Source organism: Acinetobacter sp. 197 (genome assembly GCF_048148385.1).
Lineage (GTDB): Bacteria > Pseudomonadota > Gammaproteobacteria > Pseudomonadales > Moraxellaceae > Acinetobacter > Acinetobacter pecorum.
Window position 1 is genome coordinate 501,007 of sequence record NZ_JAYWZK010000001.1, and the last position, 16,843, is coordinate 517,849.

Consider the following 16,843-nt stretch of genomic DNA (forward strand, 5'->3'; position numbering starts at 1 on the left):
ATATGAAAAACGTTGAAGCCGTTGCGGAAGCTATGACATGGCTCGGCACACCCTACCATCATCAAGGTCGTGTCAAAGGTGTTGGAGTTGATTGTGCAACGTTGCTTTGTGAGGTCTATGAAGCAGTCGGGCTAATTGACCATTACGATCCAGGCCCATACCCACCTGATTGGCACATGCATCAGATGGGTCAGCGATATCTTGAACACATTCAGAAATTTTGTGAGCAGGTAAACGATCCTCAGCCTGGTGATATTGTTCTCTATCATTTTGGCAAGTGCATCAGTCATGCTGCAATTGTCATTGAGTGGCCTACGATCATCCACTCATATATCCATCAGGGGGTCATCCTCCAAGATGGAACCAAAGGAAGTTTAGCCCGGCGAATTGCCGGGTTTTATCGTTTAAGAGGATTATAAAATGGGCGGTGTTTTTGGTGGTGGTACGGTCAGCACATCTGACAAACGTATCAATTCAATGCGCATTCAGCAATCTGCATATGGTCTTTGTCAGCCACTGGTTTATGGCAAAAACCGTGTTGCGGCCAATATGTTTTGGTACGGAGATTTTACAGCCACCGCCCATACGACAACTACAAAACAAGGTGGTAAAGGGGGTGGTGTAAAAACCAAAAACACCACTTATACGTATAGTGCATCTTTCATGCTTGGACTTTGTGAAAACAAAATCAAAGACATTGGGATTATCTGGCGTGACAAAGAACAGATTGTTCCTAAAACGGAAGGTGGTATTCAACTTAAACCCATTGATCAGCTAGGGTTTGAATTATTTGATGGTGATCATAATCCTGTTTGGGGCTATCTCCCATCAAAGCATCCTGACCAGGCATTGCACTATCCATTTCTCGGTTATGTAGCATGTGCCAATTATGATCTGGGTGGCAGTGCGAGTTTATCAAATCACAATTTTGAAGTGATCAGCCATATTACGTTCTCAGATACGATTCATGATGCCAATCCTGCAGATGTAATTGAAGACTTCATTACCAATCCACGATATGGCGCATCACCCAGTCTGCAAATGGCAGATTTATCTGAATTTCGGACTTACTGTACAGCAACCAATTTGTTGATCAGTCCTGCTTTGACAGAACAGCGTGAAGCATTCGAAATCATCAATGAAATTGTTGAAGCGGTGAATTGTGCCGTGGTACCTAGTCCAGACGGTTTGAAGATCCGGTCTTATGGTGACAGTGTCGTCAGTGGAAATGGGGTAACGTTCGTACCTGATCTGGAGCCGGTTTATCACCTTACTGATGACGATTTTCTAGGTGAAGATCAGCCAGTTCGGGTACGTCGCAGCCGAGATACAGATGCATACAATCATTGCCAGATTGAATATGTAAACCGCTTTAATCAATACAATACTGAAACGGTGGAAGCTAAAGACCAGGCAAATATTGAAATGTTTGGTTTGCGTACACAAGATCCGGTCAAGCATGATTTTTTCTGTGAACCTAAAATTGCCCGCCATGCAGTGCAGTTGCTATTGCAGCGAAAACTTTATGTCCGTAATGAATATGAGTTCGAATTAGGCTGGAAGTACTGCCGTTTAGAGCCGATGGACATTGTGACGATCACAGATGAATCACTAGGCTTAAATCAGTTTCCAGTTCGGATCACCCGGGTTGAAGAAGATGAAGACGGAATGCTCTCGATTACGGCTGAAGAACTGGCTGTTGGATCTCGCTCTGCAGTTGAATATGATCTTCAATCATCGAATGGGTATCAAGGTGGAAATGAAGAACCAGGAAACGTGAATGCACCGAATATTTTTGAACCACCATTAGATTTGACAGGGGTTAAGAATCAAATTTGGGTAGCGGTATCAGGTGGAATTAATTGGGGCGGCTGTAATGTCTGGGTCAGCCTGGATAATACAACTTATGAAATGGTTGGTACGATCTATGGGTCTGCTCGATATGGTGCCCTGGTTTCAGCGATTGATGCAGATGATACCGAGATGCAGATCCAGTTGAATACATCCAGCCAGATGTTCAGTGGTACGGTTGAAGATGCTGAAGTTGATGCAACTCTATGTAGAGTCGGTGACGAATATATTAACTATGTTGAGGCCACATTGAATGGATCTGGGCTGTATACATTGAGTGACCTGATTCGTGGACGTTTTGATGATGCAGGGCCGCATAATTCAGGTGAATCATTTGTTCGTATTGATCGTGCTATTTTTAGCCATGATTACAATGAAAATATGGTTGGAAAGCAGATTTATCTGAAGTTCACCAGCTTCAATGGATTGCAGCAAAAAGAACAGACTCTGGATGAGGTAGCAGCTTATAGTCACACCATTACTGGCAGCCGTCCATCTGGCGTAAAAGGTCTATCCCTTCAGTCAGCCTTTGAAGGTACAAGCTTTAAGGTTCAATGGCAAAGTGCAGCTGGTGCCACAGGGTATATCGTTCAAATCATGTCAGGTGGTGTATTGCTACGTGAAGTTGAAACGACAAATACTGATTACAGTTACAGTATGGATGAAGCCAAGATTGACGGTGTTCAGCGTGCTTATACAGTTCGTGTTGCAAGTAAGAACGGCTCGATTGTCAGCACTTATGCTGAGCTGAATATCAGTAATCCGGTGCCACCACAATTGTTGAATGTGTACACCTCTGCCACTGCAGATTCGATCACAGTGACTTGGATTCCAAGTGAAGTACCGGATCTGAAAGATTACCAGGTATGGATCAGTACCAATGCTAATTTTGATCCTGATTCAACAGAAGCACGTTGGACCGGTATTGAAAATGCTTGCACGATTACTGGCTTGCAATCAACGACCACATATTATGTGCGTGTTGCTGCGCGGGACGTGTGGAAGCCGACCTCGTGGAATTATTCATCACGAATCACACAGGCAACTGCTGATAGTTAAAGTTTTCAACCATAAAGCACCTTCGGGTGCTTTTTTATTGCCGATTTTAAGGGGGCGCAATGTCGAACGCGACACAAATAGCAGATGCTTCGGGACCGGTAGCAACCACCGCAGGCACTGGAATCACAATTATTTCCTGGCTTGCTACTTGGGACTGGGGTTTTTTAATTGGTGTTTTGATAGGTTTGGCTGGTCTTGTGATTAGTTTTGCAAACTACTTATCAAACAAGCAATTTCAAAAACGTAAAGATCAACGTGAGCAAGAAGAACATGAACTGAAAATTGCTAAATTGCGAGGGCAATGGGATGCAAAACAAGACTAAATATTATGTGATTGGATCATCATTGATTCTAGCTATGGGGGTTGGTGGTCAAAAGATGATTACTGGTCCTAGTGATGAGCAGGTACAGGCCACAGCGCAAAAAGAAGGCTACACACCTAAGCCGGTTATTCCAGTCAAAGGCGACGTGCCAACCATTGGCCACGGTACGACCGTTTATCCAAATGGTGTGCGCGTCAAATTGTCAGATCCGGCGATTGATCGCAAAACTGCACTTCAATATCTCAAACTGCACATGGATAAAGATGCACAACGGTTCAATAAAACCATTCTAAATACTCCAATTTCACAGCCTGAATATGATCTGTATCTGGATTTCACTTATCAGTACGGCACTGGTGCCTGGTCTGGATCTTCAATGCTTCGCCATTTGAAAGCGCGTGAATATATCCAGGCGTGTAAATCACTTTTGAAATGGAAGTATGTAGCCAAACGTGACTGTTCAATCCGTTCTAACAATTGTTATGGCGTGTGGACTCGACAAGTTGAGCGCTATAACAAATGCATGGGAGTGAACTAGATGCCACTACTACTTTGGAAATACAAATACTGGATCGCAATTGCGGTCTTTTTTGTTTTATGGCTCGGGCAAATTGTCTATACCAACCACTTAAGCGGGAAGCTACGTAAAGCCAGTGAGCAATGCACAGCCAAAATTCAAGAAATTGAACAGAAGCATCTCAAGGCTCTAACTGAAAAACAAAATCAAATTAACCAGATGAGTGCGGATTATGAAGCAACAAGATCAGAACAGCGTGTGCAGGTCGAAACAGTTACACGTGAAGTGCAAAAGATCATTGATCGTCCTGTGTATCTCAACCATTGCTTTGATGATGACGGCCTGCAGCAACTCAACTCACTTATCGCCAGTGGTGCCAGCAAACCTCCTTGAGCCATGTCCTGATTTACAAAAGTTAGAATCAGGGCAGGGTAAGATTGCTTTAGTCTGGGCTATTGATGTAGTTGCCAAATATAACGACTGTAAGGCCCGTCATGGCGCTATTGTGAAGGCCCTCAAGTGAGGGCTGCACAGCTCATTCAATTACGACAAATGTAAATGTGGGGATATGTGTGGGGGTTATTTAAGTGCGGGTTGTTCACTTGGATCTTAATATCCTTTCAAGGGTTTCTATTATTTCTGTTGTCTCCCTAAATGCTTTATTCGCTGAATACTCCTCATCAACCCAATGTGATTCTGCGCCATTCACATGATCTTCGTATCTAATTGCCGGGTGGTTTGCTAAAAGAAAATGTTTAAATGAATTAAGTTTCGATAAATTACTTATTTGCAGATTGTCCTTAAAATCTTTCAGTTCAAGCGGGCTATTCAGTTCACTCGTAAGAAATCTAAGGGTTTTAAGGCTTATTAATATTTTATTTAAATCTCTTAGTATGTGCTCGGCAAGATCAATATGGTAAGGATCATCATCTTTTTTATTATGTAATTCATACAAATACAAAGAAGTTTTATGCTCTTGGATGGTAAAATATTTAATGCACTCATTAATTTCACCTATGCAGTCTTTAATTTCTTGCTGAAGCCTGGAGTAAAGCTCAATCGAATAATTCTTCTTTTGAAGTTTGTGCGAATAAAAAGCCAATGCTCCGACAAAGATAAGATTAAGTACCGCAGCGAGCGCTTGTATTGATCCATTGTAGCTCTGCAAAAAATCCATCATTCCTTCCACTCGTCCACAATATCAGCCCAATCCTGCATCATCTTTATTTTCCAAGATGCTTATCATCAATCACATATTGTCCAAAACTATCTATCCAGCCTTGAATAGATGTCTCCCATACATAAGTACGGGTTTTAAGTTTCTTCACTATAGTCAGATCCTTGATACCAAAATGTGTACTTCCTTCCGGTAACTCATCCCAGTCTACTTTTCCATTCTCAGTAAACCAGTCTTCCCAAGCTAATTGGATATCATGAGCTACAAAACGTTTATTTGAATTATCCCAGGCGAATGGATTATTGCTATTTAACTTATTTACATGCAGGCGTTTAAAGTATTTATTGTTTTGGTGAATCTCAATGAATACATCCAGGTGCTTTTTAATGAAATCAAATTCAACATTAATTTCACTTTCATCTTCAAAGGCATCATCTTTATCCACCAATGCCATGTAGCGCTGTTTTTTACTCCATTCTTTGTAATAACTATTATAGTTATCTTCCGCAACACGGATCGCTTCCTCAAACTCTAATCGGGTACCGCGTTTTTTAAGATTCACATATCGCTTAAGGGTATTCCATGATTCATGAAGAGTGATAGTCTGCAGCTGAGGAATGGTAAAGCCATCTTCTGCATAACGGGTCGCAGCTTCATGGCGTAAATCATGGAAGCGCAAATCGCTAATACCACACGCATTACATGCCCGGGTAAAGTAAGTCGACACGGTACGCGTATTCACTGGAATTAAAAGATTCTTGTCATATCCCAAGGCAAGCATTCGATCTCGGACTTCTGGTTTCATAAACTCATCAATCATATTGATGGCTCTTGGTTCCATGTGAGCATACTTATGATTACCCAAGGATCCATTCGGATTCTTAGCATCTCTGACTAACCACTGACAATTCAGATCATCGTAATCATCCAGGCGCAATGAACACAGCTCATCTTCACGGCGGGCAGTGTAGAGGGCAAACCACATGATCAGATGCATCGGCGTTGAATTCTTGACACGTTTCCAGCTTTTATAAAAATAGTTGGTCAGCATCTGAAGTTCTTCAGCTGTTGGTAAGCGGTCACGCTGTTTTGAACGGGTGACGATCCGCGACTTCTGAAGGCCAATCATGGCTTTTTCAAATTCGATTAGTACCGTTTCTAAAGGTTCGCCCCATACAAATTCTGCATGAACGATAACAGCCTTGATATGGCTTAAATCCTTTAGGATGGTGGCAGGTGCAACACCATCAGTTCCTTTAACTGGATCGCCTTTTCTTCGCATAATTGCATAATCAGAAAAGTCTTGTCGTGTTAAAGAATAGATATTCTTCTCAGAAATATCTAAACTAGCGATGTGCTGTAGTGCTCCAGTTTTTGTTCTGGCAAAGCTGTCCGCTTCTTCCAAATACTGATAAATGAACTCCCTGAGCGTTTTGTGCTTTATTTGCACCGCCGGATTCAACATTTTTTCAGGGTGCAATTCGATTTCTGCTTCCGTGCGTTTGATCCAGTCCTCAGCTAATGACTTTTTGCTGAAGGTCTTGGATTGTTTAAATTCAGGGTAGCCTTGACGTTGTACACGGACTTGAGCTCTATACCGGGTTGTGCCGTCTTTTGTTTGTCGCTTAGTGACTGTTCCCATGAATTTGCACCATTAAAATATTGGGGTGCAAGTAGGGTGCAATCAAAGGACACTAAAAGTCAATACGAAGCGACTAAACGAAGTTAAACGAGGTTAAAGATTTTGAGCAAAAACAATGTAATTGAAGAATTGTTTGGAAGATCAATAGATAGGAAGCTTTGGGTGGCCCCCATGGCAGGTGTAACCGACCGCCCGTTTAGAACCTTGTGCAAATATTTTGGCGCAGGTCATGCGGTGAGTGAAATGATGACGTCCGACAAAACTTTGCGAATGAGTAAAAAAAGCTTATATCGTGCCAATTTTGATGGGGAACTGGCACCGATTTCGGCGCAGATTGCTGGTTCAGACCCGCATGATCTGGCTGAAGCGGCACGTTATCAGGTGGCCAATGGCGCACAAATTGTTGATATTAATATGGGCTGTCCAGCCAAAAAGGTCTGTAACCGACTTGCTGGTTCAGCTTTGTTGCAGGATGAAGATTTGGTTGCGCGTATTTTAGATGCAGTTGTTGCTGCAGTTGACGTGCCGGTAACCTTAAAAACCCGTCTTGGTTATTTGAATGGACAGGAAAATATTATGCGGGTCGCGAAACGCGCGGAAGAAGCGGGAATTGCAGCATTGGCTTTGCATGGCCGTACCCGTGAAGACATGTATTTGAATACCGCGCGTTACACACTTATTAAAGATGTAAAGGAAATGTTGAATATTCCTGTGATTGCTAACGGTGATATCGACAGTCCTGAAAAAGCCCAATATGTGCTGGATTATACCGGTGCAGATGCAATTATGATTGGACGTGCAGCACAAGGCCGGCCCTGGATTTTTCGTGAAATTGCACATTATCTAAAAACTGGTCAACATCTGCATGCACCGAGTATTGCAGAAGTCAAAGAAGTTTTATTGGGACATCTGACAGAATTATACGAGTTCTATGGCGAATATTCCGGCTGCCGAATTTCCCGTAAACATATTGCCTGGTACACCAAAGGACTGCGATCTAGTAACGAGTTTCGTCAAAGCATGTATCAGGTAGAAAATACCGCTGACCAGTATCGTGTGGTAGAAGATTATTTTAATACCCTGCTAGAACATGGCCTTACAATGAATGATGTACAGGTTGAAGCGGTGAATTTACTGCAGACCCAATAAAGTCAGGACAACTGACAGATTTAGGTAATATTTTTTGTGTTAAATACCAACCTTTTTTATCTTGAGCAGACAAATTTTAGCACTCTGTTTACACTTGAGTGCATCTAATACATACCAGTACATTTTGTTCACTTAAACTGGACAGGATTTGGACATTGCTTACTCAGGCTTCCTCTAAGATAGATTCATCCATATATAACCCAGATGTGAACTTTCTGGCTTGTAGTCATGATTGAGGGAGATCTATATGACAAATACCAATCGTCCAGTTACAGAATTTAGTCATAAAACGTCAACGGAATTGCCACAAGAACGTAGTGAAGGTCTGAATGTCAATCCTGCTGACACTAATGCACGCCCGGATTTGAATACCCCCGTAAAAGATAATCCTCATGTTCCTGACATGAATGAAGGTAAGGATAATCTGGCTGCGACCAGCGCTGGTACTTTAGGTGGTGCGGCTGTGGGAGCAGTTGCAGGTCTGGTAGGTGGTCCTCCAGGTGCAGTGGTAGGTGGTATTATCGGTGGAATTGTAGGCGGAATTGCAGGTAATGATATTGCTACGCCAGATCATCAAAAACAGACCGATAACTATCAGCATCCTGAAAATCACCCAGAAGTCGATAACTATCGACATCCGGATCATCTGATTGCAGAAGATAAATACTGGAGAGATGAGTATCAAAACCGCCCGTATTTCAGTGAAATGCGGACCACTTATATCGATCTGGATTATGATCGCGACTATCGCGATGCCTACCGAGTCGGTTATGAAAACCGCTCAATGTATGATCGTGATACAGATTTTGATCGTGCCGAACCTGAACTGCGTACCAAGTGGGAAAAACTGAAAGGTGAATCACGCCTAAATTGGGAAGAAGCGAAATTCGCGGTTAAAGATGCCTGGCATCGTGTTACACGCTAGTAATCTGGCTGAATTAAAAAACCTCTCTATATAGAGAGGTTTTTTTATGATTTCAATGATTAAGGGTGCGACATTTCCAGTACGAGCTGGTTAATCAGATCGGAGGCTTCCATTTCACGAATCTGTGCTACATTTGAACCCGCCCAGAATGCACCATAACCTTTATCTCCATGTTTGGCAGCAGCAGCATTTAGCTGTTTAGCAAGATCATAAGTATATGGATAGGCTGGCACGTCCAAACGGTCTGGGGTATCGACTTCCATATGCCAGTGATTGATGATGCCGCGTGCAGGACGACCGGAAATGCTGGCACTGACTTGAGTGAGTGGCTTGGAAAGTAGAGCTTTACGATAGTCCTCATTGGCATTGGAAGATTTGCATTGTACAAATGCAGTTCCGAGTTGTACTGCCTCTGCACCGAAATCCAGCATCAGTCTGGCCTGTTGACCATCCATAATTCCGCCTGCCGCTACAACGGGCAAGGACGAATGCTGTCTAATCAGCTTGACCAGATTCGAGGTTTTAACTGAGGCATCAAATTTGGTTGAGAAAACTCCCCGGTGTCCGCCAGCCTCAATACCCTGTGCGACAATAATATCGATTCCCGCTGCTTCAATAGCCTTGGCTTCGGCAAAGTTGGTGGCAGATACCATAGTCAGAATTCCGGCCTTTTTGAGGGCTTGAATCTGATGTGGATGCGGAATACCAAAATGAAAGCTGACCGCTCGCGGTTTGGTTTCCAGTATCAGATTCAGGAAGTCATCATTGTCTTTAAAACTCGGATAAATGCATTCCAAATGATCCGGTGCCTGAGCGCCATATTCGGCAAATTTATCTTTAAATTGTGCAATCCATGCCTGTGCTACAGCTTCATCTACAGACACACTGTCATGACAGAAAAAATTGACCTGAAAAGGGCAATCAGTCAGTTCCTGGGTCTTTAAAATCTGTTGTCGGGCAGCCTCGATACTGCTGGCTCCCAGACCCAGTGAACCCAAGCCGCCCTGATTGGACACTTCGGCAGCAAGCTCAGGTGTAGAGACACCTGCCATCGGTGCCAAGAAAATAGGATGTTTAATTCCAAGATTTTCTAATAAAGACATAGATTTGCTCCTTGTTATGCTTTTACTTTGCCTTTGAGCACCAAATTAAGCAAATCATATTGGTTATTTTATTTTGAAATACTGCAGCATGGGTTACGTGCCATTTACATTTGTTACGACACACTATGTCGCAATTGGGACGGGTTGTTTATAGGTCTGGAAAGTAAGACTTTATAATAGCTTTTTGGTCAAATATCCTCTGAGCCCATGTCTGATCGTATCCGTGAAAAACTGCGAATTTTAGCCGATGCTGCCAAGTATGATGTGTCGTGCTCATCCAGCGGTAGCAACCGTAAAAATAAAGACAAGGGTGTGGGCAATACAGGGAATGGCATCTGTCATAGCTATACCGAAGATGGCCGCTGTGTTTCCTTGCTGAAAATTCTGTTCTCTAATGTCTGTATTTTTGACTGTTCCTATTGTGTTTCGCGCCGTTCCAATGACGTTCAGCGTGCAGCATTTACCGTGCAGGAAGTCGTCGATCTGACCATGAACTTTTATCGGCGTAACTATATTGAGGGGCTGTTTCTCAGTTCAGGGATTTTTAAATCAGCCGATCACACCATGGAGCGGATGCTGCAAGTCGTCAAAAAACTTAGACTCGAAGAAAACTTTAATGGCTATATCCATCTAAAAACTATTCCGGGTGCATCACAGGAAATCATTACCGAAGCCGGACTGTATGTCGACCGTATGAGTATTAATTTGGAAATGCCGACGGAAGCGGGACTGCAAAAATTTGCGCCTGAGAAAACCCATGCTGAAGTACAAAAAGACTTGGGCATTGTGCGTGACCGGTTGATCCAGCTCAAAGATGAACGCAAGCTGATAAAGTCCGTTCCAAAATTTGTACCTGCCGGACAAACTACACAAATGGTGGTGGGTGCGCATAGTGAAACCGATCAGGACATTATTTTGATGGCTGACCGGCATTACAAGGAATTCAAGCTGAAAAGGGTGTATTTCTCTGGTTATATCCCGATTAATCCTGAAGAGAAAACCTTACCCGCCATCGGTTCAGCACCGCCATTATTAAGAGAAAACCGTCTGTATCAATCCGACTGGCTAATGCGTTTTTATGGCTTTGCTGCTGATGAAATTGTCGATGAGCAGCATCCGAATCTGGAGCTGGAGATTGATCCCAAACTCAGTTGGGCCTTGCGTCATCCTGAAGCCTTTCCAGTCGATATTAACCGTGCCGACTATAAAATGATTTTGCGTGTACCTGGGATTGGCGTGCGTTCTGCCCAGAAAATTGTACAGGCACGCCGTTTTGGATAGATCCATATTGACCAGCTAAAGCGTATGGGTGTGGCTTATAACCGGGCGCAGCATTTTATCCGCTGTGCGGATACACCGAAATTCAGGAAAGATCAGCACGCCCATCAGATCCGCCAGCAAATTTTGATGTCAGGGCAATCCAAGTATCAGCAGCAACTTTCACCTCAATTAGGATTGGGTTTTTAGTGGCAAGTTACTGTTTTGATGGCAGCATGACTGGTCTGCTCAGTTGTGTATTTCGTGCTTTCGAGTTTAAAGAATTTAATGTGATAGTGACGGCCAATCCTCAAGCACAAACAGGTTTATTTGATGAATTTATCCATGTGGCCTCTAATGATCAACATGGGCAGCGGGTGTGGCAGGGATTAAAGCAGAAAGTATCTTCCAGCAGTTTGCGTGCTTTTTACTATACCTTTCTGTCAGAGCAGGAAGCAGCGTTTCAGAGTCTTTTTGATTTTGCAGTTTATGTCTTTCAAAACCAGCGTCCAGTCGATAAAGATTATGGTCATGCTGCGGTAATCGGCATGTCGCAATGGGCCAAGCAAGTGGGTCGGGAAAAGCATCGCATGGAGGCTTTTGTACGCTTTAAAAAAGCCAAAGATGGCTTGTTTCTGAGTCTGGTCAGACCGGACTTTAATGTCTTGCCGATTATTTCCCGACATTTTCAGGAGCGTTATCAGGATCAAAGCTGGCTGATTTATGATGAGCAGCGTAATTACGGTATTTATTATGATTTAAGGCAGATGCATCAGGTCGAGATGAACGCGGAAATAATCGATCCGCAAATCCGGATTGGTCATAGTCAGTCATTCAGTATTGAACTGGATGATCAAGAACTGCTATATGATCAGCTCTGGAAAGATTATTTCAATAGTGTGAATATTCAGGCGCGCAAGAACATGAAATTGCATATTCAATATGTGCCAAAGCGCTACTGGCGTTATATGAATGAGAAATTACTTTAAACAGTATATCAGGCCGCTTTCAGGCATAATAAGCATTGGTATATTTAAATTGAGTGTATAAACATGAAGGTATGGCTAACGTCATTAGCGCTGCTCACTGGATTAACTGCATGTTCGGAACAACCACAAAAACCGGTCGTAGATCCAGTCAAATATCAGGTTCAGACTGCACAGGAACTGCAGCAACGTTTTGATGCCCTCAATGTCCAGTTAGCCCAGGACTTTCAGAAATTTAAGAAAGTCGAAAGTATTGCTTTCGCACACCAGTTTCCTTTAGATGTCAATAATCTGCAAAGCTTGAACCAGCATCTCGTTAGCAGTACCGCATTAAAACCCAGTAAAATCGCCTATTGCGATATGATGAATAGTTATTTTGCCGATATGTACCGCTTGGGACATTACAGTCTAGAACTGGTTAATGACATCCGGTTGCCCAATGCCAAGAATGAAAATTTAAAAGCCAATTTCTCCGACGCCGATCATTTTTATACCTTTATTCTGGACCGTTATACGACTTATCGTCAGGTTCAGCAGACCATGGGTTATGGCTGTAATTTAAAAGCTGCGCTGTAAATCCTGAAGACAAAAAAAGCCCATCATCAAGATGGGCTTTTGATTTTAAGCATTAACAACCGGTCAGTTTTTCAGGCTGCGGTTTTTCATCCGGGAAGAAAATCGGACGAAGTTTTACCCCAAGGCCATTACCGATAAAGGCAAATACCAGCCACAACCAACCATGCAAACTACCTGACGCAATTCCACTGAAATATGCACCGATATTACAACCATAAGCTAAGCGTGCGCCGTAGCCCAGCATTATGCCCCCTAAAACAGCAGCAATCAGTGAACGTTTTGGAATATTGAAATTCGGCGCAAATTTACCTGCCAAACTCGCCGCCAACAAAGCACCCAGCATGATACCGAAGTTCATCATGGAAGTAATGTCATACCAGAGTGAGTTGGCCAGCGCTTTTGCATTACCAGCCTGTTGCCAATAATCCCAGGATGCAACGTCTATACCTACAAGACTTGCACCTTTGGCACCCCACACAGCCAGTGCAGAGGTCACGCCCCAAGGACGACCTGCCAATGCCAGAGTCGCAAAGTTGAGTAAGGTCAGGATAATACCACCCCAAATCAGAGGCCATGGACCACGGATAAAGCGCTTCCAGCCTTGGTGTTTACTACTGGGCTCAATTTCGAGACTACCGTGACGTTTCTTTTCGAAATAAACTGTTGCTGCAGCAATAATGGCAAAAATGATAAAGCTCAACAGTAATCCAGGGATCACCCCTAAACTTTCTACTAGAGAAATCGGTTCAAGATGCGGAAGGGCAAACCACCAGTCAAGATGCGAGGTCGCAATCACTGACCCAATACAGAAAAACAAGAGCGTCACCAGCATGCGTGCGCTACCACCACCTACGGTATACAGGGTACCGGATGCACAGCCGCCACCAAGTTGCATGCCGATACCGAAAATAAAGGCACCAATCATGACTGACATGGAAACGGGGTTAACATTGCCTTTAACTGGGTTACCAAATAACTCACCCGCACCTAAGGCGGGGAAGAACAGCAAGACGGCCAGAGCCAGCATAATCATCTGCGCGCGTAAACCACGACCGCGACGATCCTTGATAAAGACACGCCAGCTTGAGGTAAAGCCAAAAGATGCATGGTACAGGGTCATGCCCAGTGCACCACCAATCAAGAATAACAGGGCTTGATTTAAGCCAACGATTTGATAGGCACCGATTGTACCTATGATAAGCAAGATAAAAGCTGCCCAAACCGAAATATTCGACCGTTGGGAAGCAGCAACAATGACTGACATGGGAGTGAAAATCTTAAAAATAATAAATAAAGGCTGGTATTCTACTGAATTTCAACTTTAATGCAGCCTGTTTTAGGGCATTAATCATTATTAAGTCATTCTAATTGTTGATAAGGTCTATCAGCTTATCTGATCTTATTGGGCGGTTTAGATATAATGCAGATTTTATCTGGTAATAAAACCACTTTAAATTTATAGATATTAATAACCAGAACTATCATGGATAAAAAAGCCTGCAATTTGCAGGCTTTTCAATATCAGACTGAATCCTAAAATTAGTTCTCAGCTTTTTCACGTACATCTTGAGCGCCTTCTTCAACTGCTGCAGCGGTAGAGGCAGTGGCTTTTCGAGCTGCTTCAGCAGTGGCATCCGCGGCACGGGAAGCTGCAGCAGCTGCATCATCAGCAGCTTTGGCAGTCTCTTCTGCTGCTTTATCTAGGGCCTGTTCAGTTTTAACTTCAGCTTCACGTGTATCATTTTTGATATCATGACCAGCTTGATCTGCGGCATTTTCTAGATGTTCACCTGTGGTGGCACCTGTTTCAGGTGCTTTTTCTTTATTACAGCCTACCAGGGCAACAGTTGTAACTAAACCTAAAGCAATAAGTAGTTTTTTCATCGGGTAATATCCTTTTGTTGTTGTAGAGCTGGAATTTAATCTATCAACTATTTATTTGAATTTATGCTAGAAAATAGATCAAAAATTGTTTGTCAAATGTAACTTTTATAGATTTGAGAAAGGTTAGGAGCTACTTGAGGTTTTGATGATAAGTAAGTCGAAGTTTCATTGAATCGATATTAAAGCATAAAAAAAGCCCGCATAAAGCGGGCTTTTCTCAGGAATAAATTACAGGCCGGCAGAGGCTTTAAGCGCTTCCACTTTGTCTGTTTTTTCCCAGGTAAAGGCTGTATCCGAACCTTCACGACCAAAGTGACCATAAGCAGCAGTTTGCTTGTACATAGGCTGGATCAGGTCAAGCATACGGGTAATACCATATGGGCGTAGGTCGAAGTGTTCACGCACCAATGCAATAATCAATTCTTCAGATACTTTTGCAGTATTGAAAGTATTGATTGAAATTGAAGTTGGCTCGGCAACACCGATCGCATAAGACACCTGAATTTCACACTTGTCCGCCAGGCCAGCAGCCACGATGTTTTTCGCAACATAACGACCTGCATAAGCAGCAGAGCGGTCAACTTTAGATGGGTCTTTACCGGAGAAAGCACCACCACCATGACGCGCCATACCGCCGTAGGTGTCTACGATAATTTTACGGCCAGTCAAACCACAGTCACCCACAGGACCACCGATCACGAACATACCAGTCGGGTTGATATGGAATTTGGTGTCGGCATGGAACATGTCAGCAGGAATGATTTTTTTCACGATTTCTTCAATCACAGCTTCTTTCAGGTTCGCTTGAGTGATTTCAGGATCATGTTGAGTCGAAAGGACTACGGCATCTAAACGTACTGGCACACCATTTTCATAAGCAAAAGTTACCTGACTTTTGGCATCCGGGCGCAACCATGGCAACGTACCATCACGACGTAATTCAGCCTGTTTTTCCATAAGACGATGTGCATATGAAATCGGGGCAGGCATCAGTACATCAGTTTCACGGCTTGCATAACCGAACATCAGTCCTTGGTCACCGGCACCCTGATCTTCAGGTTTTTGGCGGTCGACACCCTGAGCAATTTCAGGTGACTGTTTGCCAATCATGTTGATTACAGCACAGGTTGAGCCATCAAAACCCAGATCAGAATGGTGATAACCAATTCCGTTCACGGTATGACGTACAATTGCCTCAAAATCAACATTTGCCGTAGTGGTGATTTCACCGGCAAGTACAACCGCACCTGTTTTTACAAGCGTTTCACAAGCAACCCGTGCATATGGGTCTTCTTTTAAGATTGCATCCAAAATAGCGTCACTGATTTGGTCAGCCATTTTATCTGGATGGCCTTCGCTTACAGATTCCGAAGTAAATACAGCGTACTCGCGCATAGTCCTATCACAGTTAATTTTAAAGACCCGATATGTTACATCGAGTTGCGCTCTAGGACTAGCTTAACGCAACAAAATTGGACGAAATTGTTTCAAAATATTGTGTTTTTAATTGATTAATAGAATTAAAAAAATTGATATGCCTATTAAATCAGCAGTATTCGTGAGAGAACATACATTAATAATATTTAACACCCCAAACTGACAAAAAATTAAATTATTAGATTTCAAATTGAATTTAAAAAAATAAACGTGCAAAGAATATAAAGCTAAAAATTCAAACCTTGTTTTAAGCAAGTGATCATTACATCAATAAAGCAAAGCAAGCGGGTATGCCGTGCGACTAGCTGTCTTGTGGGTGTCCGGGTATATCTTCATATTAGCCTCAGTCTTCAATATTTGTCACTTAGGAATAGCTACATCTTTTTGTATGGACTGTTGGAGCAAGACTACACGGAGATCAGAGATGATGTATCAAAAGGCATTTACCCTGATTGAGGGGCTGATTGTAACGATAATTGTTGCGATTTTAGCCACGATGGCTTTTATGAGCTATCAAGGCTATATCGTACGTTCTCAATTGGCTGATGTGTTTCAGCAGGCTAGGGTATATCGAAGCCATTTTATTGCCTCGGATCAACAGTGTGATGCCGGACGGCAGATTGGTGGTGGTAGCCAATATATCGAAAAAGTGATCATTAACGCTGCCTGCCGGATTGAATTTAAGATGCGGCAACAAGGTGTAGATGCCGCGATTCGCGGGAAATCAATTGCCTTTGATGTTTATAGTGGGAAATGTTATTCAACCAATATTCAGCAGCGCTATTTGCCGAACGATTGTCAGGGTCAATAATCAAAGTCCATCCATATTAAAAATTTAGCCTAAGCTAATTAGATTTTTATATGGATTTATAAATATTTTCTCTGCACACGACAAAAAAATCATCCCCACCCGATTTTCATAGGTTTAGGGGTTAAAAAGCTAACTAACTGTCGAAA

The 16,843-nt window shown here is 42.9% G+C and carries 16 protein-coding genes and 1 pseudogene; 11 read left to right on the top strand and 6 right to left on the bottom strand.

What is annotated here, in order from left to right:
• Nucleotides 1-2 precede the first annotated feature (2 nt).
• The 5 genes from VXQ11_RS02475 to VXQ11_RS02495 are packed head-to-tail and all read left to right on the top strand — an operon-like array spanning nucleotide 3 to nucleotide 4,143.
• Nucleotides 3-419: an NlpC/P60 family protein gene (locus tag VXQ11_RS02475; protein WP_416705325.1), complete on the top strand. Its 417-nt coding sequence runs from the start codon at nucleotides 3-5 to the stop codon at nucleotides 417-419.
• Between the two features lies 1 nt (nucleotide 420).
• On the top strand, nucleotides 421-2,910 hold the full coding sequence (locus VXQ11_RS02480; RefSeq protein WP_416705326.1) for a phage tail protein: 2,490 nt from the start codon (nucleotides 421-423) through the stop codon (nucleotides 2,908-2,910).
• Nucleotides 2,911-2,969: 59 nt separating this feature from the next.
• Nucleotides 2,970-3,233, top strand: a complete 264-nt coding sequence (locus VXQ11_RS02485; protein ID WP_416705327.1) for a hypothetical protein — start codon at nucleotides 2,970-2,972, stop codon at nucleotides 3,231-3,233.
• Nucleotides 3,217-3,771: a glycoside hydrolase family protein gene (locus tag VXQ11_RS02490; RefSeq protein ID WP_416705328.1), complete on the top strand. Its 555-nt coding sequence runs from the start codon at nucleotides 3,217-3,219 to the stop codon at nucleotides 3,769-3,771. Before VXQ11_RS02485 ends, VXQ11_RS02490 begins: the two co-directional genes overlap by 17 nt.
• On the top strand, nucleotides 3,772-4,143 hold the full coding sequence (locus VXQ11_RS02495) for a hypothetical protein (protein WP_416705329.1): 372 nt from the start codon (nucleotides 3,772-3,774) through the stop codon (nucleotides 4,141-4,143).
• A gap of 205 nt (nucleotides 4,144-4,348) precedes the next feature.
• Here VXQ11_RS02495 and VXQ11_RS02500 read toward each other — a convergent pair whose 3' ends face one another.
• Both VXQ11_RS02500 and VXQ11_RS02505 read right to left on the bottom strand, forming a co-directional pair.
• Nucleotides 4,349-4,927 (bottom strand): hypothetical protein, encoded by a 579-nt coding sequence (locus tag VXQ11_RS02500; RefSeq protein WP_035342380.1) that lies wholly within the window; start codon nucleotides 4,925-4,927, stop codon nucleotides 4,349-4,351.
• Nucleotides 4,928-4,973: 46 nt separating this feature from the next.
• A complete protein-coding gene (locus tag VXQ11_RS02505; protein ID WP_396470072.1) occupies nucleotides 4,974-6,569 on the bottom strand; it encodes a tyrosine-type recombinase/integrase in 1,596 nt (531 codons plus the stop codon).
• Nucleotides 6,570-6,698: 129 nt separating this feature from the next.
• Between VXQ11_RS02505 and dusB the strand changes: the two genes are divergently transcribed.
• Entirely contained in the window at nucleotides 6,699-7,718 is a 1,020-nt protein-coding gene (dusB, locus tag VXQ11_RS02510; protein WP_416705342.1) for a tRNA dihydrouridine synthase DusB, read from the top strand.
• A gap of 247 nt (nucleotides 7,719-7,965) precedes the next feature.
• A complete protein-coding gene (locus VXQ11_RS02515) occupies nucleotides 7,966-8,643 on the top strand; it encodes a hypothetical protein (RefSeq protein ID WP_416705330.1) in 678 nt (225 codons plus the stop codon).
• Between the two features lie 59 nt (nucleotides 8,644-8,702).
• Here the strand turns inward: VXQ11_RS02515 and VXQ11_RS02520 are convergent, their stop codons facing one another.
• Nucleotides 8,703-9,746 carry an NAD(P)H-dependent flavin oxidoreductase gene (locus VXQ11_RS02520; protein WP_064095949.1) on the bottom strand — a complete coding sequence of 348 codons (1,044 nt, stop codon included), beginning with the start codon at nucleotides 9,744-9,746 and terminating at the stop codon, nucleotides 8,703-8,705.
• Nucleotides 9,747-9,953: 207 nt separating this feature from the next.
• Here VXQ11_RS02520 and VXQ11_RS02525 point away from each other — a divergent pair.
• From VXQ11_RS02525 to VXQ11_RS02535, 3 genes and pseudogenes are all read left to right on the top strand, one after another.
• Nucleotides 9,954-11,213 (top strand): annotated as a pseudogene (locus VXQ11_RS02525) (putative DNA modification/repair radical SAM protein).
• The gene (locus VXQ11_RS02530) at nucleotides 11,213-11,992 is read left to right on the top strand and encodes a TIGR03915 family putative DNA repair protein (RefSeq protein WP_191730628.1); all 780 of its coding nucleotides are present in this window, start codon (nucleotides 11,213-11,215) and stop codon (nucleotides 11,990-11,992) included. The pseudogene VXQ11_RS02525 and the gene VXQ11_RS02530 overlap by 1 nt, the downstream one beginning before the upstream one ends.
• 63 nt (nucleotides 11,993-12,055) lie before the next feature.
• On the top strand, nucleotides 12,056-12,565 hold the full coding sequence (locus tag VXQ11_RS02535; RefSeq protein ID WP_416705331.1) for a hypothetical protein: 510 nt from the start codon (nucleotides 12,056-12,058) through the stop codon (nucleotides 12,563-12,565).
• A gap of 52 nt (nucleotides 12,566-12,617) precedes the next feature.
• Here the strand turns inward: VXQ11_RS02535 and VXQ11_RS02540 are convergent, their stop codons facing one another.
• The 3 genes from VXQ11_RS02540 to metK form a co-directional block, all read right to left on the bottom strand.
• Nucleotides 12,618-13,829, bottom strand: coding sequence for a YeeE/YedE family protein (locus tag VXQ11_RS02540; protein ID WP_416705332.1), 1,212 nt, complete (start codon nucleotides 13,827-13,829; stop codon nucleotides 12,618-12,620).
• A gap of 275 nt (nucleotides 13,830-14,104) precedes the next feature.
• Nucleotides 14,105-14,449 (bottom strand): hypothetical protein, encoded by a 345-nt coding sequence (locus tag VXQ11_RS02545; RefSeq protein WP_144723927.1) that lies wholly within the window; start codon nucleotides 14,447-14,449, stop codon nucleotides 14,105-14,107.
• A gap of 228 nt (nucleotides 14,450-14,677) precedes the next feature.
• Nucleotides 14,678-15,844 (bottom strand): methionine adenosyltransferase, encoded by a 1,167-nt coding sequence (gene metK, locus VXQ11_RS02550; protein ID WP_005246700.1) that lies wholly within the window; start codon nucleotides 15,842-15,844, stop codon nucleotides 14,678-14,680.
• Between the two features lie 469 nt (nucleotides 15,845-16,313).
• Here metK and VXQ11_RS02555 point away from each other — a divergent pair, with 469 nt between their 5' ends.
• Nucleotides 16,314-16,697: a prepilin-type N-terminal cleavage/methylation domain-containing protein gene (locus VXQ11_RS02555; RefSeq protein ID WP_416682280.1), complete on the top strand. Its 384-nt coding sequence runs from the start codon at nucleotides 16,314-16,316 to the stop codon at nucleotides 16,695-16,697.
• The last annotated feature ends 146 nt before the right edge of the window (nucleotides 16,698-16,843 follow it).